The 23,922-nt window shown below is 32.3% G+C and carries 21 protein-coding genes and 2 pseudogenes; 15 read left to right on the top strand and 8 right to left on the bottom strand.

From position 1 onward, the window contains the following. Positions 1–116: 116 nt before the first annotated feature. Positions 117–884, bottom strand: a complete 768-nt coding sequence (locus BW732_RS00600) for a class I SAM-dependent methyltransferase (protein ID WP_077274967.1) — start codon at positions 882–884, stop codon at positions 117–119. Positions 885–1,240: 356 nt separating this feature from the next. Here BW732_RS00600 and BW732_RS00595 point away from each other — a divergent pair, with 356 nt between their 5' ends. The 3 genes and pseudogenes from BW732_RS00595 to BW732_RS11745 form a co-directional block, all read left to right on the top strand. Continuing rightward, complete coding sequence (locus tag BW732_RS00595) at positions 1,241–1,618, top strand: VOC family protein (RefSeq protein WP_077274966.1); 378 nt, start codon at positions 1,241–1,243, stop codon at positions 1,616–1,618. A gap of 139 nt (positions 1,619–1,757) precedes the next feature. Beyond that, positions 1,758–2,267 carry a dihydrofolate reductase family protein gene (locus BW732_RS00590; protein WP_077274965.1) on the top strand — a complete coding sequence of 170 codons (510 nt, stop codon included), beginning with the start codon at positions 1,758–1,760 and terminating at the stop codon, positions 2,265–2,267. Between the two features lie 214 nt (positions 2,268–2,481). After that, a pseudogene (locus BW732_RS11745) lies at positions 2,482–2,652 on the top strand (IS6 family transposase); the annotation flags it as partial. A 1,520-nt stretch (positions 2,653–4,172) separates the two neighbouring features. On the opposite strand, the gene BW732_RS00585 reads toward BW732_RS11745, so the two are convergent. Next, a protein-coding gene (locus BW732_RS00585) for an IS3 family transposase (protein WP_126844579.1) occupies positions 4,173–5,302 on the bottom strand; the annotation gives its coding sequence in 2 pieces (ribosomal slippage) (positions 4,173–5,014 and positions 5,014–5,302; 1,131 coding nt in all). Positions 5,303–5,691: 389 nt separating this feature from the next. On the opposite strand from BW732_RS00585, the gene BW732_RS00580 reads away from it, so the two are divergent. The 6 genes and pseudogenes from BW732_RS00580 to BW732_RS00560 all read left to right on the top strand — a co-directional run bounded on the left by BW732_RS00580 (position 5,692) and on the right by BW732_RS00560 (position 10,121). Beyond that, a complete protein-coding gene (locus BW732_RS00580) occupies positions 5,692–6,315 on the top strand; it encodes a transposase family protein (protein ID WP_162494393.1) in 624 nt (207 codons plus the stop codon). Between the two features lie 67 nt (positions 6,316–6,382). Beyond that, positions 6,383–7,548 (top strand): IS3 family transposase gene (locus BW732_RS00575; protein ID WP_152023763.1). Its coding sequence is split into 2 segments (ribosomal slippage): positions 6,383–6,662 and positions 6,662–7,548, totalling 1,167 coding nucleotides; the frame shifts between segments, so codons are not numbered across the junction. A 111-nt stretch (positions 7,549–7,659) separates the two neighbouring features. Beyond that, positions 7,660–8,364: pseudogene (locus BW732_RS00570) on the top strand (transposase); the annotation flags it as partial. Positions 8,365–8,565: 201 nt separating this feature from the next. After that, the gene (locus tag BW732_RS11500) at positions 8,566–9,192 is read left to right on the top strand and encodes a Y-family DNA polymerase (RefSeq protein WP_228414949.1); all 627 of its coding nucleotides are present in this window, start codon (positions 8,566–8,568) and stop codon (positions 9,190–9,192) included. Beyond that, a complete protein-coding gene (locus BW732_RS11495) occupies positions 9,159–9,719 on the top strand; it encodes a DinB/UmuC family translesion DNA polymerase (protein WP_228414948.1) in 561 nt (186 codons plus the stop codon). Before BW732_RS11500 ends, BW732_RS11495 begins: the two co-directional genes overlap by 34 nt. A gap of 102 nt (positions 9,720–9,821) precedes the next feature. Further along, positions 9,822–10,121 (top strand): hypothetical protein, encoded by a 300-nt coding sequence (locus BW732_RS00560; protein ID WP_077274964.1) that lies wholly within the window; start codon positions 9,822–9,824, stop codon positions 10,119–10,121. A gap of 295 nt (positions 10,122–10,416) precedes the next feature. On the opposite strand, the gene BW732_RS00555 is transcribed toward BW732_RS00560, so the two are convergent. The 6 genes from BW732_RS00555 to BW732_RS00530 form a co-directional block, all read right to left on the bottom strand. Beyond that, entirely contained in the window at positions 10,417–11,115 is a 699-nt protein-coding gene (locus BW732_RS00555) for an MgtC/SapB family protein (protein WP_161485488.1), read from the bottom strand. Positions 11,116–11,297: 182 nt separating this feature from the next. Continuing rightward, a complete protein-coding gene (locus BW732_RS00550; protein ID WP_077274962.1) occupies positions 11,298–11,810 on the bottom strand; it encodes a GNAT family N-acetyltransferase in 513 nt (170 codons plus the stop codon). A 15-nt stretch (positions 11,811–11,825) separates the two neighbouring features. Further along, positions 11,826–12,569 carry an ABC transporter ATP-binding protein gene (locus tag BW732_RS00545; RefSeq protein WP_179946105.1) on the bottom strand — a complete coding sequence of 248 codons (744 nt, stop codon included), beginning with the start codon at positions 12,567–12,569 and terminating at the stop codon, positions 11,826–11,828. Further along, positions 12,569–13,459, bottom strand: coding sequence for an ABC transporter permease (locus tag BW732_RS00540; RefSeq protein WP_077274960.1), 891 nt, complete (start codon positions 13,457–13,459; stop codon positions 12,569–12,571). Before BW732_RS00540 ends, BW732_RS00545 begins: the two co-directional genes overlap by 1 nt. A 1-nt stretch (position 13,460) precedes the next feature. Beyond that, on the bottom strand, positions 13,461–14,480 hold the full coding sequence (trpX, locus tag BW732_RS00535) for a tryptophan ABC transporter substrate-binding protein (RefSeq protein WP_077274959.1): 1,020 nt from the start codon (positions 14,478–14,480) through the stop codon (positions 13,461–13,463). 364 nt (positions 14,481–14,844) lie between these two features. Continuing rightward, entirely contained in the window at positions 14,845–15,474 is a 630-nt protein-coding gene (locus tag BW732_RS00530; protein ID WP_077274958.1) for a hypothetical protein, read from the bottom strand. Positions 15,475–15,663: 189 nt separating this feature from the next. On the opposite strand from BW732_RS00530, the gene BW732_RS00525 reads away from it, so the two are divergent. The 6 genes from BW732_RS00525 to BW732_RS00500 all read left to right on the top strand — a co-directional run bounded on the left by BW732_RS00525 (position 15,664) and on the right by BW732_RS00500 (position 23,858). Next, entirely contained in the window at positions 15,664–17,328 is a 1,665-nt protein-coding gene (locus tag BW732_RS00525) for a cell division site-positioning protein MapZ family protein (protein WP_228414983.1), read from the top strand. A gap of 66 nt (positions 17,329–17,394) precedes the next feature. Then, a complete protein-coding gene (locus BW732_RS00520; protein WP_077274956.1) occupies positions 17,395–19,098 on the top strand; it encodes an NFACT RNA binding domain-containing protein in 1,704 nt (567 codons plus the stop codon). Between the two features lie 23 nt (positions 19,099–19,121). Continuing rightward, positions 19,122–20,333, top strand: coding sequence for an exo-alpha-sialidase (locus BW732_RS00515; protein ID WP_077274955.1), 1,212 nt, complete (start codon positions 19,122–19,124; stop codon positions 20,331–20,333). Between the two features lie 160 nt (positions 20,334–20,493). After that, positions 20,494–21,933 carry an amino acid permease gene (locus tag BW732_RS00510; protein WP_077274954.1) on the top strand — a complete coding sequence of 480 codons (1,440 nt, stop codon included), beginning with the start codon at positions 20,494–20,496 and terminating at the stop codon, positions 21,931–21,933. A 186-nt stretch (positions 21,934–22,119) separates the two neighbouring features. Beyond that, the gene (locus BW732_RS00505) at positions 22,120–22,653 is read left to right on the top strand and encodes a transposase family protein (protein WP_077274953.1); all 534 of its coding nucleotides are present in this window, start codon (positions 22,120–22,122) and stop codon (positions 22,651–22,653) included. A 39-nt stretch (positions 22,654–22,692) separates the two neighbouring features. Further along, positions 22,693–23,858 (top strand): IS3 family transposase gene (locus BW732_RS00500; protein ID WP_126844577.1). Its coding sequence is split into 2 segments (ribosomal slippage): positions 22,693–22,972 and positions 22,972–23,858, totalling 1,167 coding nucleotides; the frame shifts between segments, so codons are not numbered across the junction. Positions 23,859–23,922: the final 64 nt, after the last annotated feature.

The raw sequence follows: 23,922 nt of genomic DNA, 5'->3' as shown, positions 1-23,922 counted from the left end.
TGTGTTAGAACACTTAAAACAAACAACAATGGTATATTATCACAATAAATAGAATCGATAAAGCTATTTTTAAAATATTTTATTTTAAATAACCGAACATTAAAAAAAGACCGAATTTAATCGATCCCTTTTTTAGTTGCCTCAAATGTTATTGTTTGGTTACTATCTACTGGCGGTACAAGGTAGTCGTAATCAGCACTAATTGTAATTGATTCGAAACCGACTTTTTCAAGAATTAAGCGTAATTCAGTTAGACCATACCAACGCAACAACAGTCGTTGAAGCTCAGTCGATATTAGAACACCATCTTGCCATTCCTCATATCTAACATGGGTTAATACATGTTGTGCTAGCCAATCAATCTCAATGACTTTACGTTCTAACGTGATACCTTTATGCGATGAGAGTCTATAGGTTGATGTCTCCGTTTCACCAGCTTCAGGATAGAATGGAAGGTCTAAATCAATAATCAATCGTCCTCCTGGGGATAAATGTTGATAACAGTTAATCAATGCTTGACTAGCTAATTCTTCCGTTTCAATCAAACAAAAGGTAGCAGTGGGCATAATAATCGCATCATAACGTGTTAGAAGTTCAAAAGTAGCTAAATCACCTTGATAAATAGCAGTTTGCAATTGGTACTTAGCTAAATTATTTTGACAGATTGTTAACATATCATGTGATTGATCGATCCCTTCAATTTGATAGCCTTCTTGTAAAAGTGGAATAAGCATTCTTCCAGTCCCAACACCTGCTTCTAAGATTTTCCCCTTAATTCCTTGTAATCGTTCACAGTAATAATCGATATCACCGTTTAACATGTTGCCAACAGGTTTTGTTAGTTCGTAAACTTGTGCCGCTAAGGGACCATAATTTTTATACATAAAATAACCTTCTCTCAAATTAGCTTCTGTTTCATTATAGATGACTTAAGAAAGAGAATACAGTGAATAGCTTAATAATCTATTTATAAGATTAATAGGTATAGATTATCGTTATTACGAATGACATTTGATATAATTAAGAATAGAAATAAGATTAACACAGAAGAATGGTAGTGTTGTGTGTCGTTTGGAGGGCTATTTTCGTTAGCTATTCAATGATACAAGACTAATTATTGCGGGAATACAAATAATTTTGATGAGTACGAGCTGAAGAAAAAAATAGTCATTATTAGTAATAGTATTTGTAACATAATCTTTAGCACATTAATTAATCAAAAATGAGAAGGAGAAAGAAAATGAAACTAGATATGGTAGGTATTATTGTTAAAGACATGGAAAAAGCCATTCAGTTCTATGAATTACTAGGATTTACTCCGATTGGTGATCAATCTCAGGCATATGTGGAACTGACTAATCAAGGGGTTAGAATTTCTTTAAATACGCGTGAGATGATTACTAGTCTTTATGGTTTTGAACCTGACAATAAGGGAGAAAAAATTGAATTAGCTTTCTTATGTGACACACCTGATGAGGTAGATGATATTGCTGCAAAAATGTCATCAGCTGGATATACTATTTTTAAAACACCATGGAATGCATTCTGGGGACAACGATATGCTATTATTGAAGACCCTGACGGTAATTTATTGAGTATTTTTGCTGAAAATGACTAATCTTATAAAAAAGAAGAACTCGTAAATCGGCTTCTTCTTTTTTATTTTGACTAACTTTCAGTGGGTAGATAGGAATTCAAAGAACGACATATTATGATATACTAAAGTGATAAAGATGATGAAACATGGGAGAGATAATATGAGCGTTATTTTTTACGGCTGTATATCGTTAGATGGTTACTTAGCTGACAAAAATCATGGTTTAGGATGGTTACACAGCATTGGTTCTGAAACAGAAACCAGTTACAATGATTTTTATAAAGATATCGATATTGTTATTATGGGACGCAAAACATTTTCTGAAATAGAGCATTTAGCTGAACTTGATTCCATTTATGACCATACTGAAAATTTTGTTTTTTCTCATAGAGATGATATAGAGTCCAAAATGTTTCATGTCGTTTCAGGTGATATAGTTACATTTGTTAAAAGCTTATCTATTGAAAAAAATATTTGGATTGTTGGTGGAAATACTATTTTAGGCCCTCTTTTAGATGCTGGCTTAGTAGATAAAATGTACGTTCAAATTGCACCTGTACTGCTAGGTGAGGGGATTCCGTTGTTTACGCAAGGAGAGGGAGTTAAACAATGGAATCTTGTAGAAACCAATCGATATGGTCAGTTTTCAGAGTTGGTATTGGAAAAATAAATTTTTTGAACTAATAATTAATAAATTGAGTAGGTTCATAATATATAAAAATCAGATTCTGTTGCAAAATTTTTAAAATCTATCTCTGCTGATCGTGACATTAATATTTGTCACACAACTATTTACTGTTAGACATTTGAGTGCTATCAAATTATTTATTACGTGTAGAAAAAAGAATCTTTCTGATAGAAATTCTTGGTGACTAGAAAATTGTGATAGTCAATCTGCTTACTCTTTCTTTAAACGGTTAACTAAATAGTTTGGAGAACTGTGAACCATTGTAACGGACAACGTTAAATTATTAAACTTTACCTTTAATTGACTTAAATCAGAAGATTTATTTACCAAAACAGAACATCGGACGAGTAAATATTTGAATAACATTAAGGTATTATATCGGGTAAGTTGAAATCGAGTAAAGCCAGTGGTGAATATTTTTTAGAAAAAAATGATTTAGTTCTTATCATAGAAAAATAATTAGAATTATTAAGTACAAACAATGTCTAATTGAAGTAGTATTCAAATTAAATACTCGAAGATGTTCTAAACAATAAGATTTCTTTCTATATGTAAGATTAAATAGTAATACTTAATCTTACATATAGATTTTGGAAGGGGTTAGACACATAAAATGACGGTTATTTAGGAGCAGTAGGTATTTAAAAAAAGGGAGACTCCGAAGTTAGTGACCTTTATCTATGGAATAAGATAGAGGAGATTGATTTTTTTAGATGATACCAAGACATAAAAACCTTATCAATTAAATTTTGACTAGGAAAGGATAATTTTAGTCGTAACAAGGGAATTAAAAATATAAATTAATCTAAAAAACGAATATTAATGTGTTAAATTATATAAAAGTTCACCTTTCCTGAAAGATAATACTTTCAGGAAAGGTAGATAAATTATTTTTTACTGTTGCTGTACCTTTAAGATAGGAATATTCAAACATTAGTAAGCACTTAACATTAGTCAATTACTACACTAAATAATCAGAATTAAGGTTTAATTGATTATTGATTATAAGAATTTTAGCTAGATTTGATTTATAGATATTTGATTAAGTATTTTTTTCAAATTGACGTTTTAAGTCACTTAAATCTATGTATATTGGCTAAAATCATAATTATTATGTCTTAAATTTATTTGTTATTGAAGTAATTATACCTAAATTAGAACATTTTTTTAAGCTGATCATTCAAAAACTTTTTAACACTAGTTTATAATAAAATTATTGTTAAATCCTTAATTAAAAAACTAACTCAAATAAATTGACAGAATGAAAAAAATTTAACGAGTCTTATATTTGTGCTGTAAATCATAATTTACGTGAGCTAACTTTGTCTAAGGTACTCTTTTATTTAACTTTCTATAATATATATTATGTAAACCAAAGGAAAATTAAATTAAATATGAACTACCCTGCTACTAATATTACTATTTATTTAGTTAATATTAGCTGTACTAAAATTTTTATATTTATATAAAATCGAGTTAATCTGATTATTGACTCTCTTAACGCATGCTAAACTATGTTTTGTTATATCTAGTATATAATAAAACATAGTTTAGCAAATTTATTAAAATAAGACATTAAAATTATTTACTTAAACTTTACTATTTTTAAGACTTTCTTACTTATTATAATATTTTATCTATTATGACAATTCTATAATTAGCTTTTTTATAGAATTGTCATAATAAATAATTTTCGTACAATAAATGGTTAAACTACTCTACCAGCAAAAATAATGTCATGGAACTATATTTATTCATTCTGTTTTATGATAATCTTAAGGGTAACATAAAACACGAGGAGTTGGATTTGTTGAGTGAATTGGCAACACTTTTCTGTACAAAAATTATAAGGTCTTTATTTTCTTTTGATAGTTATATTATGTCCCGCTAAATAGCCTGTTTCAACTCCCAATCTAAACGGTAATTAATCGGAGATTGATACCCAAGCTTGCCATGTTTTCTAAACTTGTTCCACCAATTGACATAATCCATTAACTCATATTGCAGTTCGAACAATGATTCAAAAGATTGTTGATAAATAAACTCAATCTTAAATGCTCGATAAGTTGCTTCTGCCACGGCGTTATCATAGGGACAACCAGGGCGTGATAAAGAACGCTGTATCTGAAACGCAGCTAATAATTCATCAATACTTTGATTATCAAATTCTTTTCCTCGGTCTGTATGAAAAATTTCAACATCATCTAATGGCTGTTCAATCGTTCCGATTGCCTGTAACACAAGGTCCACAGATTTGTTAGGACCACTAGAATAGCCAACTATTTCTCGATTGAATAAATCAAGAATAAAGCAGACATAATGCCACTTTTGACCTACTTTAACATAGGTTAAATCTGTCACTAAAGCTTCCATAGGTTGCATTCTATCAAATTGACGTGATAAAACATTAGCGATTTTCTGTTCATTTTTACTCGTTGCCTGTGGCTTAAATTTCAGTGTTGTGTAGCTTGAAATGAAATTGAACTTATTCATGATTCGTCGTATCCTTCTTCTTGAAACAATTAATTCTTGATCGTTTAAATCATCTTTAATTCTTCTTGCTCCGTAGGAGTTACGGCTATTTGTGAAGGACTCAATGACTGCTTTTTCAACAATAGCTTCTGATTTTTTTCTTTTAACTTCATAGTAATAAGCCCCACGAGAAATTTCTAATTTTCGACACATCGCTGATACACTGTACTTCTTTTTATTTTTTCTAACAACTTCTACTTTCGTCCGAATATCAGCGCTGCTTGCTTTAAAATATCATTCTCCATCATCAATTCTTTATTTAGTTTACGTAATTCACGCAACTCTTTTTCTTCTGGCGTCAAATTATCTTTCTCTTTGAATGATCCTGACTGATTGTACTGTTTGACCCATTTGTCAAAAGTTGATGGCGTTAGATCATATTCTCTTAAAATATCTTTTCTAGGTTTTCCTGATTTATGGAGTTCCACCATTTGTTTCTTAAATGATTCTTTAAAGGTCCGTCTCGGTTTTCTGTTAGTTGTCATGAGATAAGCTCCTAATCTGTTTTTTATTAAGTATAGACACCTTATCTTTTTTGTTCAACTAAGTGTAACCTATTCAATATTTAAAAGGAATACTTTGAACGTATAGCAATCCTTTTAAGTTATGTTAGTAGTTCATTATTTAATACATTCAAAAAAAACCACTTGCTAATTATTTAGTCTGTACACTAAATCGTGTTGATAGATTAAATTCTATCAACACGATTTCAGACTGTAGACAAAGTATCAAAAATGGCTCTATAATTTAAAGGACTGATGAATCAAAATCTGATTCACCAGTCCTTTTTAGTTTATTTTATTTAAAAACATGTCGTCTATCTAGTAAAATTTAAGCACCACACAAAAATGTTAGGTAGAAAGTACGACATGTTATGAACAATCATATCAAAAAAATGCTGAGAATTACAGATGCAGATTTAGATTTAACTAATACTGAGGAAACTAAAATTAAAGGGAAAAATACTTTGGTTATCGAAGGAGCTTATTCTCCTATGCCTTCGGCTTGTAAAAACTGTGGCTCATCTGTTATTGATGGAGAAGGAAAAATTATTATTGTCAGAAACGGAAAAAAGGAAGTCACTATTCGCCTTGATTCTTATCAAAACCTACCTGCTATTCTAAAGCTCAAGAAACAAAGATTTTATTGTAAAAATTGCTGTCATAATTGGACTGCACAATGCTCAATTGTTGAAAAGAACTGTCATATTAGTAAGTTTGTCACCTTAAAAATCTTAGAGCTTTTAACTGAGAAAATCTCTATGACACTTATCGCTAAGCTATGCCAAGTCTCATTAACTACTGTTTTAAGAGTTCTTAAGTCCGTTGAATCTCAACTACCTCATCAACTTAAACCACGTAGTTTCCCTGAAGTTTTAATGGTAGACGAATTTAGGTCTCACGCTAGCTACGAAGATAAAATGAGCTTTATCTGTGCCGATGGCAAAACAGGAGAATTAGTTGATATATTACCAAGCCGGAAATTAAACAATGGATAGGCTACACTTGACTAGACAGAAAAAATAAGGTGTGATGAGAATAAGAAAACACACTGGAGGAAATGTCATGTTAGAACGTAAACCAAGAAGAACTTTTACCAAAGAATTTAAACAACAAATGGTAGATCTTTACCAATCAGGAAAACCTAGAATAGATATTATTCGTGACTATGAGTTAACTCCTTCAACTTTTGATAGGTGGGTAAAACAAGGAACAACCACAGGTTCATTCAAAGAAAAAGATAATTTAACACCTGAACAAAAGGAATTAATCAAACTCAGAAAAGAACTTAAAATGCTTGAAATGGAAAATGATATTTTAAAGCAAGCGGCGCTGATATTCGGACGAAAAGGCAAGTAATTAAAGCCAACAAACATAAATATTCTATATCAGCGATGTGCCGAGTCCTTAAAATATCAAGACAAACTTACTATTATCAGGAAAAGAAGCCATTACTAGAAAGTGAACTAGAAGAAATTGTGGAAATGATTTTTCGCCAAAATAAAAAAGCTTATGGCGCTCGTAAAATAAAAAAAGCACTTAGTTTAGAAGGCATCATTCTCAGTAGAAGAAAAATTAGAAGGATTATGCGACACAGAAACCTCGTTTCTGTGTATACGAAAGCTTATTTTAAGGTGGTATCTTCTAATGTGAATGAGTCTAAAATAACCAATCAATTAAAACGTCATTTTAACTCCGTTATGCCATTAGAAAAAGTTGTCACCGATTTAACTTATGTCAAGGTTGGCAATCGTTGGCACTATGTCTGTTTAATTCTTGATTTATTTAATCGAGAAATCATTGGATTTAGTTGTGGGGCATCAAAAGATGCCGAATTAGTTAAACAGGCATTTTATACGATTCCGTACGCCTTAACAAACATTCAGTTGTTTCATACTGATAGAGGAAAAGAATTTGATAATCAAGTGATTGATACCATACTAAATACATTTAATATCAAGCGATCGTTGAGTAGAAAAGGAAATCCCTGGGATAATGCCGTCGCCGAGTCAACTTATAAATCCTTTAAAGCAGAGTTCGTTTATCCCAATCAGTTTGAGACACTAAAAGAATTATCTATGGCTCTTTATGACTATGTTCATTGGTGGAATCATTTCAGAATACACGGAGCATTGAATTATGTCACTCCGCTTAGTATCAGAGCTCAGAGATTAGCGATAGCTTCCCTTGAGGATGAGTCAAACTGTGATACGTGTGAGATAGCGGGTTGATTTTTATAAGTCAACACACCGCGAAAGAGTCACAGTTTGAGAGGCTCATGGTCAAGGGTAATCGGATAACAGTACCAATGTTTTGACACCTTATAATATTTGTCAAAAAAAGTGTTGCCATTCCACAAACTTACAACTTATTTTAATCGTTCTCCGTTGGAGGAACGAGAAAAGGTAAAATTCTTAGTAACTGATATGAATGCTGCTTACTTTCAATTGACTAAAAGAGTCTTTCCGAATGCTAGTCTAATTATTGATCGGTTCCATGTTGTAAAACACCTAAACACCGCTTTTAATGAGTTTAGAGTACGAGAAATGAAGCTCTTGAATGTCGCTAAGAAAAAATCAGAGGCCAATAAACTAAAATCAAATTGGAAATTCCTTTTAAAAAATCAATTGACTGTTTCTATTTCTGAATTCAAAACCTGGAAAAGTTTCCCTTCTCCAAAGTATCCACTTTTAACGGAATCAATGATGATTGATCGACTACTCTCATTCTCTTTGAATCTAAAAAAAGCCTATGATAGTTTCCAATTATTAACGTATCACTTTAGAAATAAAGACGCTCATTCATTTTTTGAACTTTTGAAAAACTTATCTACTGGCTTAGATACACTATTTAAAGATAAATTAGAGAACTTACTGGTGTATGAAGATGGTATTCGTAATGCTCTTCTTTATGATTTTTCCAATGGAAAAATTGAAGCTAAGAATACCCATATAAAAACACTAAAAAGAGTTTCATACGGGTTCAAATCGTTTAACACTATGAGAATAAGAATTTTCTTGATGAGCGACCTTATAAAAATTAAATAACTAAAAAAGATGATAAATTTAACTCATCAGTCCAATTTGACAAAGAGCCTCAAAAACCTGATACTTTGTCTATCTGTTCGGTTTATCATTAATTTTAATTAAATAAAAATGCTGTTCCCCTTTACAAAAGGAACATACGTTCGTATAATATTCTTACTAAGTTAATTAAAGTTGTCGATATAATAAAGGAGATGACCAAACATGTACTACGATTACTCACAAGAACCTAATCGTGATATCATGTGTATCGATGTAACAAGCTTTTATGCCTCTGTTGAATGCCGTATGAGAGGCTTAAATCCTATGACTACAATGCTTGTTGTTATGTCAAAAGCTGAAAATTCTGGAGGTTTATGTCTCGCTGCTAGTCCAATGGCCAAAGAAAAACTCGGGATAACTAATGTTACCCGCAAGTATGATCTGCCTAGCCATCCTGATTTAATTATTGTTCCACCACGAATGTCTCTATACTTAAAATTCAATCAAAAATTAAATGACATTTTAAGAAACTATACATCCAAAGATTTCCATTATATTTACAGTATTGATGAAAGTTTTATCGATGTTTCTGGTTCTCACCTACTATTTGGTACGACACATGACATTGCTAAAAAAATTCGTCAAGACATCTGGAATACATTAGGACTTATCGTTAAGATTGGGATTGGTCCTAATCCATTGTTAGCTAAAGTTTGTTTAGACATTGCTGCTAAACATAACCCCAATTTTATCGAGCAGTGGACGTACGAGTGCATACCTGAAACACTTTGGAAAATTGATTGTTTAACTGATATGTGGGTATTGGGTCTAAGTTATCTAAAAAATTAACTCACTTATTCGCTATTAAAACTGTTCATGATTTAGCCTTTGCTGATCCTTTTGCTTTAAAAAAAGAATTGGGTGTGATTGGCTTACAATTATTTGCTCATGCTTGGGGAATCGATCGTAGTTTGTTAAACGAACGTACCATCGTTAAAGAGAAATCCTATGGTAAATCCCAAATATTAGATAGAGATTATTATAAAAGAGCCGAAATTGAAATAGTCATTAGAGAGATGGCAGACCAAGTTGCTACAACGTTACGCCAAAAGAATTTAGAAACAGGTTGTTTATCATTATCAATTTCCTACTCACATCTAACTAAAGAAAGAGTTTTTTCTGTCCAAAGAACCATAACACCTACTTCTAATTCCAAGACTTTGAGTAATAATTTAATTTTAATGTTTAGAGCAAAAGATTTGGGTGATTTACCTATTCGAGCACTTAGTATTAGCTATAGCAAGCTATCTGATAATTACTCTACCCAACTAGTTTGTTCTTTCCACCCGAAAAAGAAGTCGCAGAGGCTCAACTAGATACAATAGTTGATACTATACGTCAGAAATTTGGTTACTCTTCAATTGTCAGAGCTAATGCTCTTTTAGATGGTGCAACTGCTATTAATCGAGAAAAATTAATTGGCGGACACCAATCAAGTTAATTATAAAAATCAAGACTTAACTATTCGAATGGATGAAATGACTGAAACGGAGATGTATGCCCTATATCAATTGGCAATTAAAAAAAATGATATACTTACAATCCAAAAAAATATTTTGACTATAGATAATCTACAACCTTTAAAATCAATTACAGGCCACATTAAAGGTTTCAATGAGGTAGGGCTTTATCTTGAGAATGAGTTTATTTATTTTACAGATATTAAATGTGTGACATTGTCGAAAGATAAAAAGTGGTCTGATTTAAGCAAATATTGAATACTTATTCCGATTAATAAGATAAGTAACCTACTAGAAAAGAGGCTAAAGATAATGCAATCACATAACAATGAAACAATAAGTCTTAATAAATTAACACCTAAAAATGAGGTAGTCTTTTGTCTGCCTATACCTGCTAATAAGGCACAAATTGATATTACAAGAAAAATCCGATCAAAATATTTTATATTACCAAATAAAATGCTCTAAATTAATTTCGGCTATTATTTTTTAACTAATAATCTATCAATTTTATTTAGTTTAATTAAAATAATGAAAACAAACAAGAATTTGCTTAAAGCTCGATTCTTGTTTGTTCACAATTAATGATATGCTCATTATTGGCTAATTTATTTAGTAACTTATCAAAATATTTGCGATCTAATGACTCAATTTCAAATACATTAGAGTAAACACGGATATCACCATACATTCGCACATCATACTTAATCGTTGTGTATTTTAATTTTAGTTGTTGTAATACTTCTTTTATCTCCTCTAGCGTTTCTGTACCTCCAATATATTTAATCACTAATTTAGTTGGTACAGAAATACGTAATATACGTTTGAATAAAAATAAAATACTAAATATTACTAAAAAAGAAGCAAATGATAAAAAGAAATACCCCATACCCACAGCAATACCCAAACAGGCTACTGACCAAATAGAAGCAGCAGTTGTTAAACCAGAGATACTTCGTTTAGTGACAATTATTGTCCCTGCACCTAAAAAACCAATTCCTGAAATGACTTGTGCCGTTAACCGGGACGGATCTGCGCCAAATAAAGATATAAGTTCAGGGTGAGCAATCGCACTTTTAAGAGCATCGTGACTAATTTCAACTTGAATCATTGCAATAAGTGTTGCAGAAATCCCAACTAATGAATGCGTCTTAATTCCAGCATTACTTTGATTTTTTTCTCTTTCTAAACCAATAATTCCAGAAAAAAATAATGAAATAGCTAATCTTAAAAAAATTTCTTTTTCCGACACTAACATTCTCCTCCAAAATAGAAAATATAGCGATGATTATTTTAAAACGCTCTATATAAAACAAACGTTATCATTCGCTCGTTTCCTTAATTTACACTATATTATTGAGTTAGTCAAATAACTGTTATTTTATCATACTCATAGCTCGTTCTTTAATGACTAATAAAATTTTAATATAATTATTACTTTTCGGAATATATTGTTATTGTGTATCTATTAATTCTTTTATTATCAAGTATAATGCTATTCTGATATTTACCCTTATTAGCTTGGATAACTTTTTTTGATGCTTGATTGTCATTATCAACGGTTAACAAAATATGTTCAGTTATTTGTCCATCTCTTAGCCATTGAATAAGGGTTGCTAGCATCTCTTTAGCATATCCCTTTCCTTGATATAGAGGATGCACTGTATAGCTTACATGCCCACCCATTCTAGTCTCATATGCAGTTAAAGTAGATTTATAATTTATTAAGCCAACTAGTCTGCCCTGCTCATTTCTACCTAAAAATAAATACTGATTTTTTTTTAATTTATTTTTTAATATATCCTGTGCCCATTTTTTGTTATCTTTTGTATTTCCTAACCCATAGCTACCATGAATTGGCTGTTTCATTGAAAGACAATCTGATTTAAAACTAGCCAATTCTTTTAAATCAGATTCTTTCATTAAATGTAACCTAACAATTTGCATTTTTCACAACCTCACTTAAAAAAATTTTAGCAAGTCTGGCATTGTCAATTTTTCTTTCTCTGACTTAGAAAAATCTCTTTTTATTTGTCCTTTTTCTAAAACAATTAAACGATTACCATAAGTTAAAGCGTCTTGCATATGATGAGTAATCATCAAGCAAGTTAATTGATTATCTCTAATTTTTTGATCTGTCAGTGCCATCAATTGTTTTCCCGTTCTTGGATCGAGTGCAGCAGTATGTTCATCTAATAGTAGTAAATCCGGTTTTTTTAATGTCGCCATTAGTAAACTTAATGCTTGACGTTGTCCGCCAGACAAATTTCCAGTAGGTGTATCAAGGTGATTCTCCAAACCATTACCAACTTGAGCACATAAATCATAATAGTCTTGACGCTTACTTACCAACTGTCTATTTTTCAGGCGACGTTTGCTGCCACGTTGGCTAGCTAATAATAAATTTTCTAAGACTGTCATTCGGGGAGCAGTCCCATTTTTAGGATCTTGAAATACTCTAGCAAAATATGCTGCGCGCTTTTCTTCACTTTGATTAGTAATATTGAGCTGATTTAAAGAAATCGTACCTGATGTTAATTTTAGCGTGCCACTGATAGCATTAAAAAGAGTTGATTTTCCTGCACCATTTCCACCTAAAACAGTGATAAAATCTCCTTCATAGATACTTAAATTTAGCTGATTCATAATTTTTAATCCAGAATCTGTGATTTTCATAGCATCATTGATGAGTAATAGCGGTTGTATCATTGTTTTTTCTCCTCCTTAAATAAGTTTAGTCGACCAAATAGCCGATATTTGAGTTGCGGTATCATTAGGCAAATAGCCAAAATAACCGATGAATAAATTTTTAGATAAGTTGTGTCAAAGTTAAGTTTGATAACTGCTAAAATTAATAATTGATAAAGAATACTCCCAACTACAATCGCAATAAATCGTTCTAACATTGTCAATTCGCCAAAGATTAATTCACCTAAAATAATCGATGCCAAACCAATCACAATAACTCCGATTCCTTTACTAACATCTGCGTACCCTTCACTCTGAGCAATTAATGCACCAGATAAGGCAATAACACCATTAGATACTACCAAACCTAGAATTTTCATTTTATCTGTTTCAATACCTAATGATTTAGCCACGGTTTCATTATCCCCTGTGGCAATATAAGCCTGTCCAATTTCGGTATTTAAAAAGAAAACCATTAAAATAATCACTAATACAACAACGACTAAACTTATTAGCACAACATCAAAATTTTTGGGTACATGAAATACCTTAATTAAGTTAAACACTGTTGAATGATTTAATAAGGATAAGTTTGGTGATTTCATCACAAATAACATCACAGAATTTAAGCCACTCATTACTAAAATACCAGCTAAAATAACAGGTATTTTCCCTTTTGTGTACAAAACACCTGTTGTGAGTCCAGCTGCCATACCTGCAAGCACACCAAGTAGTGTAGCTAATATAGGATTAATTCCATTTGTTATAGCAGTGACACACACAGCACCCCCTAGTGGGAAGCTTCCTTCAGTTGTTAAATCGGGAAAATTAAGTACCCTAAATGTTAAATAAATACCTAAACCAAGAATAGCCCACAAAAAGCCTTGTCCAATTGTCGATACTAACATGTCACTTCACATCCTTTTGTATTGTTTTAATGTTCTCTAATTCTTTTGGAATCGTGATACCTAGTTCAGTAGCTTTCGTTGGGTTAATTACAGGATCACCAGTTGAAAAAACCTCGATAGGTGTTTTCGCTGGATCCAACTCGTCTTCTAATACCTTAACTACCATTTTTCCGATTTGCTGACCCAATTTCTTTTGATTGTTCCCAACAGTGGCTAAACCACCTTGCGCGACCATTTCTTCTACAGCCGGAATGACAGGTAACTGATATTGATCGGCAACAGATACAACTGTTGGCATTGCATTTGCGATGGTATTATCATTCGGTATATAAAGAAAATCAATATCAGTGGCTAGCGAGTGAATCATCTGTGTAATTTCGTTAGAACTAGGTACGGTGTAAGATTTAACGGTAAACCCTTGAGCTTCAGCAATTTTAGTTGTTCTATCTACATGAAATTTAGAATTATCTTCACTTGATGATGTTAAGATACCCATGACTTTCTTACCTGGCAATAACATCTGTATTAAGTCTAATTGCTCATCAACTGGAGCAATATCACTCACCCCTGTTGCATTTTTCCCCGGCTTTTCCATTGACTCTGCTAAACCACTACCAACTGGATCACTTACTGCACCCAGAATCAAAGGAATATCCTGCGTTTGGTTAGCAAGTGCTTGAGCCGCTGGGGTGGCAATCGCAACTAATACATTGGGATTTTTTGAAATGAGTTGCTGGCTCATACTTGCTAGTTTGCTTTGATCTGCCTGTCCATTTTGACGTTCAAGAGTCACTGTTTCTCCATTTTTGTAACCAGATTTAGCTAATTCATCAACCATTCCTTGATAAATTTCATCAAGCGATGGATGACTGACAAATTGTAAAACTCCCACAACAGGTAACGAGGTTTGATTATCATTCTTAGATTGAAGCGAGTCAGCGAATAATGTTTCTTTGATAAATGCACCTACTAAAAATAATATAATGGTACTGACTGATAAGATTAATCGTCTATTTTTCATTTTGTCCTCCTAAAATAAATTCTGACATAAATTTATTAGTAAATAAAAAAGCAGAAACCATTAACTAACGGTTTCTGCTTGTGTCATATCGACAAATAACAATAAAAAACCGCATAAATGAATAAAGTCATCTATGCGGACTAAGTATTTATCTTGTGCATAGATACAATGTGTTAGAATGCTCTCTAAACGTTGTATCTATGAATTATCACTCATACATACAACTTATCTACGCCAAGTTTGCCATGAAAAACGACTAATAATCTGGTTTTTGTAATTTGTTACTGTACGATTCATGACAATTCCTCATCTCTTTTTAATTATTTATTGACATAATCATAACGACTTACGTTTGATTTGTCAACTACTCATTAAAGGTGATTTCTTCAGTTGGTACTTCTTCACCTTGATTAACACTAAAATCCAATTGTTTTTCTTGTTTCACACGAATTGGTTTACGCTCCGGTATAACTGGATTCACCAATGTAAATAACTGTTTTTGTAGTTCTGCTTTTTTTTCTTGAGTATTCCCAAAAGAATCAAAAGCTAGTCGTTGAATCTCTTTTCCATTTTCCATAAACAATAAATTATTTTTAGCAGTTAATTGATATTCTTGATTAATCTGATTAATATTATATATCGGTTGATAGATATATATTGGTGTTTTGATTTCTTTTAAATTATTGGAGTTATTTAAGAAATTCATTAACTCTTTATCCGCAGTGTTTCCTCTACCATCAATAATGACTAATACAAAGTCATCTTTTTCATGTAAGATTTTTTGTAATTGATTTTCTTTAATCGTTTGAACTTTTTGATGTTGACTTTTTAAATTTACAACTGAAATAATTTGTTGTTCTCTAATTTTAGGACGAATAACTGACTTAATCAATAAAACAACTGCTATCATAATCATAATAAATAGAAAAAGAAAGACAAAAACTTTTTGCTTTTTTTTCTTTTTAATATTCGATTGTTGCGTCACGTGACTCATTGTCTACCACCTTAAATTTATAATAGGTCTATTATAACCTATATATACGAATATGAGAAGAACAACTATACTAACAAACACATCCTGTTTTTTAAACTATCTACCCTATTTTTTTTGAGTAAAATGGTATATAATAAATAAGTTGTAGTATCGATTATAAAAAGATTAGGAGCGATTTACTTGCCTAAAATGGAGAAAAAGTGCCCTAACTGTGGCCATGTATTTAATAAAAATGATGACTTCTGCCCTAACTGCGACCTTTTCATTCCTGAAAGTGAAAATCAGTTGAACAAGGGCAATGTATCCGATGAATCCCAAAATAATCAGTCAACAGATAATAAACAAATAATACAACCTGATACTGATGAACCTATTTTATTTAAACACCGGATTCGTGACGAGTCGCCTAATGACTCTCAACCAGTAAATAATCTACCTGAAGATAGCCTAAAAAATGATAATCAAGACGCTAATACCGCCAAAGAACAGAAAGAGATGGATGTAGTACAAGAAACAACCTCAACGATTTCAAATGTACCTAATGGTGATATTATTAAGACTGAAGAAACAACGAGCACACAATTATCAGACAAAACTGATACAATCTTTGAACAAAGTACAACTATTACTACTGAGAAATCTGATAAACAGACAACTCACTCAACTGATTCTGGTCTAATTACACCTGGTGCTACTACCGGTGATGGAAACAATAATGATACACCGCCAAAGAATAGTAACAGCTCTAGACGTAATCAACTTCCACCGTCTAAAAAATCAAAAAAAGGCTTACTGACAATTGCTGTTCTTTTAGTTCTCATTGCCTCTGGTGGTGTGATGTATAATAACCATCAAAAGAACATTGAACAAGAGCAAGCAACACAATTGATAGCAACAGCTGAAACAGCAGTCAAATCGCTCTTTCTAAATTCTGAACACGTTTTTCTAAAAGAAAATATGACTAAAAATGATTTGACTAAAGCTCAAACAGATTTAAATAAAATTAAAAATCAGTCCAACTACAATGATTTAAATCGTTTATTTGAGACTGCAGAAGCTACATTTAATCGTCAAACAGAATTAAATGACTTGTTTAAAGAACCTGTTTTAAATGGTCAAACCCTATCCCTTGATGATGCCTATGTAAAAAATGCAGATAATACTGCCCTAAAACAAATTGACGGTAGTAAAGTGACAGCTTTTGATCAGCTTTTTAATGAGGGATTATCTGAAGCAATTGCTCAAAAAGAAACGCTAAATACTGCACAAACAGCTATTGAAAAAGTCTATAAAAATAATAAAGTAACTGATACTGCAACAACCGAACTTTATGAGGCTGCGGTAAATGCTATCAAACCAATTAAAGATCCAGACATAAAAAAAGAATACACAACACAATTAGACGCTGTTAAAAAAGCTCTCGATGAAAAAGCTGAAACAGCAAAAAAACAAGAACAAGAACGCGAAAAAGACTTAGCATCAAATCAACAAACTGATAGTAATCAAGGAACAACGGCTAATTCTCAAACGCCTAAACAAAATGGTGTGCCTTCGACTTATGGTGGTCGCTGGGGTGAACGTCAAGATGGTCAAATTGATTTATCTAACAGTGCTTGGGCTTGGAACCCAGGTGTTCAAGAAAAATTCATCTCAACCGTTATCTCTCGTGGATATGTTGCCAACGGCGGATATAGCTTAGTGCCGAAGTTTATTGAAAATGGAGATGGCTACTATGACTTATATGCTACAACAACTTCACGTCTCTTCCCTAATAGTAAACCGGAAGAATTTCCAATTTATGTTGTCACTGTTAATGCGAAAACTGGTTGGTTCAGAGGAAACGGTCCAAACTAAATAAACAAATTAATAAGAAAGAACACTTTGTTGTTTTTTCTTATTTTTATATAAAGGAGAATGTTTATGTCCTACGATGGTATTTTGACACATTTTATGGTTAACGAATTACAACAAACTATAATCAACGGTCGCTTATCTAAAATTCACCAACCCTATGATCACGAAATTATGCTCGTTTTTAGAAATAATGGTAAAAACCATACATTATTATTATCTGCTCATCCGTCTTATGCACGCGTACAACTGACGACTATTACTTATAAAAATCCAATGACGCCACCTAATTTTTGTATGATTCTCAGAAAATATCTTGAGGGTAGTATTTTGACTGCTATTACTCAAATTGATAATGATCGCATTATTCACTTATCCTTCAGTAGTCGAAATGAATTAGGTGATTTAGAAGAGATTGTTTTAGTTGTGGAACTAATGGGACGTCATAGCAATATTATTCTACTGAATAAACAAACACATAAAATTATTGATACGATTAAACATATCGGTAGTAGCCAAAATACATACCGTTTATTATTACCTGGTGCTACTTATATTAATCCACCGACGACGAACCAACTGAATCCTTTTAATGTATCGACTAATCGTTTATTTGAATTAATGCATACTTCAGATGAAATAACTGTCTCTCAAATTATGACGACTTTTCAAGGGATTGGTCGAGATACAGCAAACGAAATTGTTTATCGAATGAAACAGTCGCCTAAAGATAAACTAAAGCAGTGGCAACAATTTTTTGATGACTTAATGACACATTTAAAGCCAACACTAACAACTTGCGATGGAAAAGATTACTTACTACCTATTCCCTTCCAAAGTATCGTTGGAAATAGTATATCCTTTAATACCTTAAGCCAATTACTCGACTATTTTTATGAAGGAAAAGCTGAGCGAGATCGTGTAAAACAACAAGCTGGCGAGTTGATTCGTAAAGTTAGTAATGACCAAGAAAAAATTAAAAAGAAACTAAAAAAATTAGAACAATCATTAATTGACGCTGATAATGCTGAAATTTTCCGGATTAAAGGTGAATTATTAACAACTTACCTACATGATGTACCAAGAGGTGTACCAGAAATCACATTGGCGAATTATTATGAGGAAAATGAGCCTATTACAATTACTTTAAATATGGCATTATCCCCAAACCAAAATGCTCAAAAATATTTTCAACGATACCAAAAACTTAAAAATGGTGTAAAAATTGTAAAAGAACAAATATCAATTGCTAAATTTGATTTAATTTATCTTGAGTCTGTTTTGTCACAACTTGAAATTGCTAGCCCTAAAGACATTGATATGATTCGTGAAGAATTAATTGAAGAAAAATATATTAAACCTAAAAGACAAGAACTTAAGAAAAAGAAACATGCAAAAAGTAAACCAGAAGAATTTAAAGCATCTGATGGTACAACTATCTTAGTGGGACGTAATAATTTACAAAATGATTTACTCACACTAAAACAAGCGAAAAAAACTGACTTTTGGTTACACGCAAAAGATATTCCTGGGTCTCATGTCATTGTAAAAAGTGACAAACCCTCTGAACAAACATTACTTGAAGCAGCTGAATTAGCAGCGTATTATTCTAAGTATCGCTTATCAAGTCATGTACCAGTCGATTATGTTCAAGTTAAACATATTAAAAAACCTAACGGCGCCAAACCCGGCTATGTTATTTATGATAATCAAAAAACCTTGTCCGTCACACCAACCAAAAAAATGGTTGATGACTTACGCGAGACAAAATAAGCAAACTATTAGGAGATAATTTTATGAGATATAGAGAGGTACTGATTGGGATCATTGGTGTAGGACTAATTGTTTTTGCATTGTCTTATTTCATCTATAAATGGTTTTTCAAGAAAAAGAAACAAACAGGAATGATAATCAATATTGCGATGATCATTTTATTATTTGTAGGTGGAGGTATGTTTTATCTACCCGCTAAAGAATTTGTTCTATTAAAGAAAAATATTGTTAAAAAGAATCAAGTTATTGTCATAAATAACAAAAAAGTCACGAATCAAGCAAATGCTCAAGAACGTTCATTACTAACAACCGCCTATGATACGATAGAAAATACACACCCTTCTGTTGTAGCCTTTCCAAATGAATGGAATGGATATAAATACTGGATGGCGATTACTGCTTATCCAAAGGGAGATGCTACCTATGAAAATCCACATATATTCAAGTCAAATGATATGGTCACGTGGATTCCAGATACAAATAATCCACTAGATCAACCAAAATCAGAAAAATTCACAAAATCTGGTAGTCCTCTACAATATGATTCTGACACTCATCTTATTTTTAATACTGAAAAAAATCAATTAGAAATGTTTTGGCGTTATGTCGATGATGTGAATGATCGAGTAACTATCTTCCGCAGAGATTCGACTGATGGCAAGACATGGTCAAACAAACAAGTCGTTTATCATGCTCCACGTAAGGAAGCTGATTGGGTATCTCCTGCTTTTATCAAAGATGCTGACGGGTATAAAGTATGGTATGTTGCTGATGGCTACCGGATTTGGTATCGTGAAAGCCAAGATGGTTTTAACTGGTCTGAACCAATTGAAATTAAAGTCCCTTACGAAGAAAAAAATATGAAACACTGGCATTTAGATGTCCAAAAAACAGACGAAGGCTATGAAATGATTGTTGTTGGGTTTAAATCAAATGGATCAAATTCACCATCTGAACGTCATACCATGTCTCTTTACCATTCCGTTTCTAAAGATAACAAGAATTGGTCAACACTAACTCCTATCATTTATCCATCACAAGACAAAAAACAATGGGACGGCAAAGGACTTTATCGAAGCGCCTTTATTAAAGAGAATGGCACTTATTATGTCTTTTACAGTGGGATTGGCTTTGATCGTACACGTGGAGTCGGATTATCCTATGGTGCTGATATTAATCAGCTAAAGGGTATTAATTACTCTAATCTATCGGAATTTAATCAAACACTAAAATAATTACACAATAGAGGCAGTTAGCTAACCTTACATGAGAAGGACTGGCTAATTGCCTTAATTTTTTTTAATAAATACCAGTAATCAAACAATAACTATTGTAATAAATTAGATTAACAGATATTATTATTATGTTTACTATTTATAAAAGGAGTGTAATTTTATGGGTTCATCAAAGCAATTACGTTGGTATAACATAGCCGTTATTGCCTTTGTTTCTGTATGGGGACTTGGTAATGTGGTTAATAATTATGCAACACAAGGTATCTCGGTTATTTTTTCTTGGATCTTAATTATGATTCTATATTTTATTCCTTATGCACTAATTGTTGGTCAATTAGGCTCAACGTTTAAAGATTCAAGTGGTGGTGTCAGTAGTTGGGTCAAAAATACAACTACTAAAAAAATTGGCTATTTTGCTGCTTGGACTTACTGGGTTGTTCATATCCCCTACCTTGCTCAAAAGCCACAACAGATTGTTATCGCTTTTAATTGGATTTTTAAGCAAAATGGAACGTTTATTCAAGAAGCTGGTTCAACTGTCACATCATTTTTAAGTTTAATCATCTTTCTGTTTTTCCTGTGGGTTGCCTCGAAAGGATTAACAACGCTTAAAAGAATTGGTAGTATTGCTGGAACAGCTATGTTTATTATGTCATTATTGTTTATTTTACTAGCTATCAGTGCTCCTCTTATCAATCAACAAGCAACCTTAGCAACACCTAACATGGGATCATTAAAAACATATTTACCGACATTTAATTTAAATTATTTCACAACCATCTCTATGCTTGTTTTCGCAGTTGGTGGGGCTGAAAAAATTTCACCATATGTCAATGATACTAAAAATCCTGCTAAAGAATTTCCAAAAGGTATGCTAGCATTAGCTGCGATGATCGCTGTTTGTGCGATTCTTGGATCATTTTCTATGGGCATGCTCTTTGACAGTAATAATATACCGAAAGATTTAATGGCCAATGGTGCCTACGTTGCTTTTGGCAAGTTAGGCGTTTATTATGGTGTAGGAAACTTATTCGTTGTTATTTATGCCATTGCGCAAGCTTTGGCTCAAATATCAGCTTTAGCTTTTTCAATTGATGCCCCCTTAAAAATTCTTTTAGCGGACTCTGATAAAGAATTTATTCCAGCATCTTTTGCTAAAATGAATGAAAATGATGTACCACTTAAAGGGTATGCATTAACCGGTATCCTCGTCAGTATTTTAATCATTGTCCCCGGTTTAGGAATGAAGAGTATGAACGAACTCTATAACTGGCTACTTAACTTAAATGCTGTTGTCATGCCACTACGCTATTTATGGGTTTTCTTTGCGTTTATGATGGTTAATAAGTTACATAAAGACTTTACTTCAGAATACAAATTTATTCGTCGGCCTAAACTAGGTTACCTAGTCGGCTTATGGTGTTTCTTATTTACAGCCTTTGCTTGCTTATTAGGTATCATTCCTAAAGATATCTATGCAGATAATCCTACTTCTTGGCTATTTAAATTAAGTCTAAATATTATTACACCTATTGTCTTACTCGCACTAGGGTTTATCTTCCCAATTCTTGCTAGACGACAAAATAAATTGAAAGATTAAACTAAAAAGTTAATTCAAACTATTTATGACCGAAAAAATCAAAAAAACGGCTCTATAATTTAAAGGACTGATGAATCAAAATTTGATTCATCAGTCCTTTTTTAGTTTATTTAAATATAAAACATGTCGTCTATCTAGTAAAATTTAAGTACCACCAAAAATCTAAGATAGAAAGGACGACATGTCGTGAATAATCATATCAAAAAAATGCTACGAATTACAGATGAACATTTATATTTAACAAATACGGAGGAAGCTAAAGTTAAAGGAAAGAACTCTTTAATTATCTTTGGCATCTATTCTCCCATGCCTTCGGCTTGTAAATCCTGTGGGTCAACTGTTGTTGATAATGAAGGAAAAAGTGTGGTTGTTAGGAATGGAAAAAAAGAAGTAACTATTCGATTAGATTCTTATCAAAATATGCCTACTGTTTTAAAACTAAAGAAACAACGATTCCATTGTAAAAACTGTTCTCACAATTGGACCGCACAGTGTTCTATTGTTGAAAAAAATTGTCATATCAGTAAATTTATTACTTTGAAGATTTTAGAATTATTAACTGAGAAAATCTCTATGACAGTTATATCTAAACAATGCCAAGTTTCTTTAACTACAGTTTTAAGAGTTCTTAAGTCCGTTGAATCACAGCTCCCACAACAACTTAAACCTCGATCTTTTCCAGAAGTGGATAGGCTACACTTGACTAGACAGAAAAAATAAGGTGTGATGAGAATAAGAAAACACACTGGAGGAAATGTCATGTTAGAACGTAAACCAAGAAGAACTTTTACCAAAGAATTTAAACAACAAATGGTAGATCTTTACCAATCAGGAAAACCTAGAATAGATATTATTCGTGACTATGAGTTAACTCCTTCAACTTTTGATAGGTGGGTAAAACAAGGAACAACCACAGGTTCATTCAAAGAAAAAGATAATTTAACACCTGAACAAAAGGAATTAATCAAACTCAGAAAAGAACTTAAAATGCTTGAAATGGAAAATGATATTTTAAAGCAAGCGGCGCTGATATTCGGACGAAAAGGCAAGTAATTAAAGCCAACAAACATAAATATTCTATATCAGCGATGTGCCGAGTCCTTAAAATATCAAGACAAACTTACTATTATCAGGAAAAGAAGCCATTACTAGAAAGTGAACTAGAAGAAATTGTGGAAATGATTTTTCGCCAAAATAAAAAAGCTTATGGCGCTCGTAAAATAAAAAAAGCACTTAGTTTAGAAGGCATCATTCTCAGTAGAAGAAAAATTAGAAGGATTATGCGACACAGAAACCTCGTTTCTGTGTATACGAAAGCTTATTTTAAGGTGGTATCTTCTAATGTGAATGAGTCTAAAATAACCAATCAATTAAAACGTCATTTTAACTCCGTTATGCCATTAGAAAAAGTTGTCGCCGATTTAACTTATGTCAAGGTTGGCAATCGTTGGCACTATGTCTGTTTAATTCTTGATTTATTTAATCGAGAAATCATTGGATTTAGTTGTGGGGCATCAAAAGATGCCGAATTAGTTAAACAGGCATTTTATACGATTCCGTACGCCTTAACAAACATTCAGTTGTTTCATACTGATAGAGGAAAAGAATTTGATAACCAAGTGATTGATACCATACTAAATACATTTAATATCAAGCGATCGTTGAGTAGAAAAGGAAATCCCTGGGATAATGCCGTCGCCGAGTCAACTTATAAATCCTTTAAAGCAGAGTTCGTTTATCCCAATCAGTTTGAGACACTAAAAGAATTATCTGTGGCTCTTTATGACTATGTTCATTGGTGGAATCATTTCAGAATACACGGAGCATTGAATTATGTCACTCCGCTTAGTATCAGAGCTCAGAGATTAGCGATAGCTTCCCTTGAGGATGAGTCAAACTGTGATACGTGTGAGATAGCGGGTTGATTTTTATAAGTCAACACACCGCGAAAGAGTCACAGTTTGAGAGGCTCATGGTCAAGGGTAATCG

Source organism: Vagococcus penaei (assembly GCF_001998885.1).
GTDB classification, from domain to species: domain Bacteria; phylum Bacillota; class Bacilli; order Lactobacillales; family Vagococcaceae; genus Vagococcus; species Vagococcus penaei.
The sequence above is the reverse complement of the archived record's forward strand: the minus strand, read 5'-3'. Positions and strand labels throughout refer to the sequence as shown.

What these genes read in the sequence shown, in the direction of transcription:
- BW732_RS00600 (WP_077274967.1), bottom strand. Translation starts at nt 884, where the DNA reads ATGTATAAAAATTATGGTCCCTTAGCGGCACAAGTTTACGAACTAACA.
- BW732_RS00595 (WP_077274966.1), top strand. Translation starts at nt 1,241, where the DNA reads ATGAAACTAGATATGGTAGGTATTATTGTTAAAGACATGGAAAAAGCC.
- BW732_RS00590 (WP_077274965.1), top strand. Translation starts at nt 1,758, where the DNA reads ATGAGCGTTATTTTTTACGGCTGTATATCGTTAGATGGTTACTTAGCT.
- BW732_RS00580 (WP_162494393.1), top strand. Translation starts at nt 5,692, where the DNA reads ATGAACAATCATATCAAAAAAATGCTGAGAATTACAGATGCAGATTTA.
- BW732_RS11500 (WP_228414949.1), top strand. Translation starts at nt 8,566, where the DNA reads ATGTACTACGATTACTCACAAGAACCTAATCGTGATATCATGTGTATC.
- BW732_RS00550 (WP_077274962.1), bottom strand. Translation starts at nt 11,810, where the DNA reads ATGCAAATTGTTAGGTTACATTTAATGAAAGAATCTGATTTAAAAGAA.
- BW732_RS00540 (WP_077274960.1), bottom strand. Translation starts at nt 13,459, where the DNA reads ATGTTAGTATCGACAATTGGACAAGGCTTTTTGTGGGCTATTCTTGGT.
- trpX (WP_077274959.1), bottom strand. Translation starts at nt 14,480, where the DNA reads ATGAAAAATAGACGATTAATCTTATCAGTCAGTACCATTATATTATTT.
- BW732_RS00530 (WP_077274958.1), bottom strand. Translation starts at nt 15,474, where the DNA reads ATGAGTCACGTGACGCAACAATCGAATATTAAAAAGAAAAAAAAGCAA.
- BW732_RS00525 (WP_228414983.1), top strand. Translation starts at nt 15,664, where the DNA reads ATGGAGAAAAAGTGCCCTAACTGTGGCCATGTATTTAATAAAAATGAT.
- BW732_RS00520 (WP_077274956.1), top strand. Translation starts at nt 17,395, where the DNA reads ATGTCCTACGATGGTATTTTGACACATTTTATGGTTAACGAATTACAA.
- BW732_RS00515 (WP_077274955.1), top strand. Translation starts at nt 19,122, where the DNA reads ATGAGATATAGAGAGGTACTGATTGGGATCATTGGTGTAGGACTAATT.
- BW732_RS00510 (WP_077274954.1), top strand. Translation starts at nt 20,494, where the DNA reads ATGGGTTCATCAAAGCAATTACGTTGGTATAACATAGCCGTTATTGCC.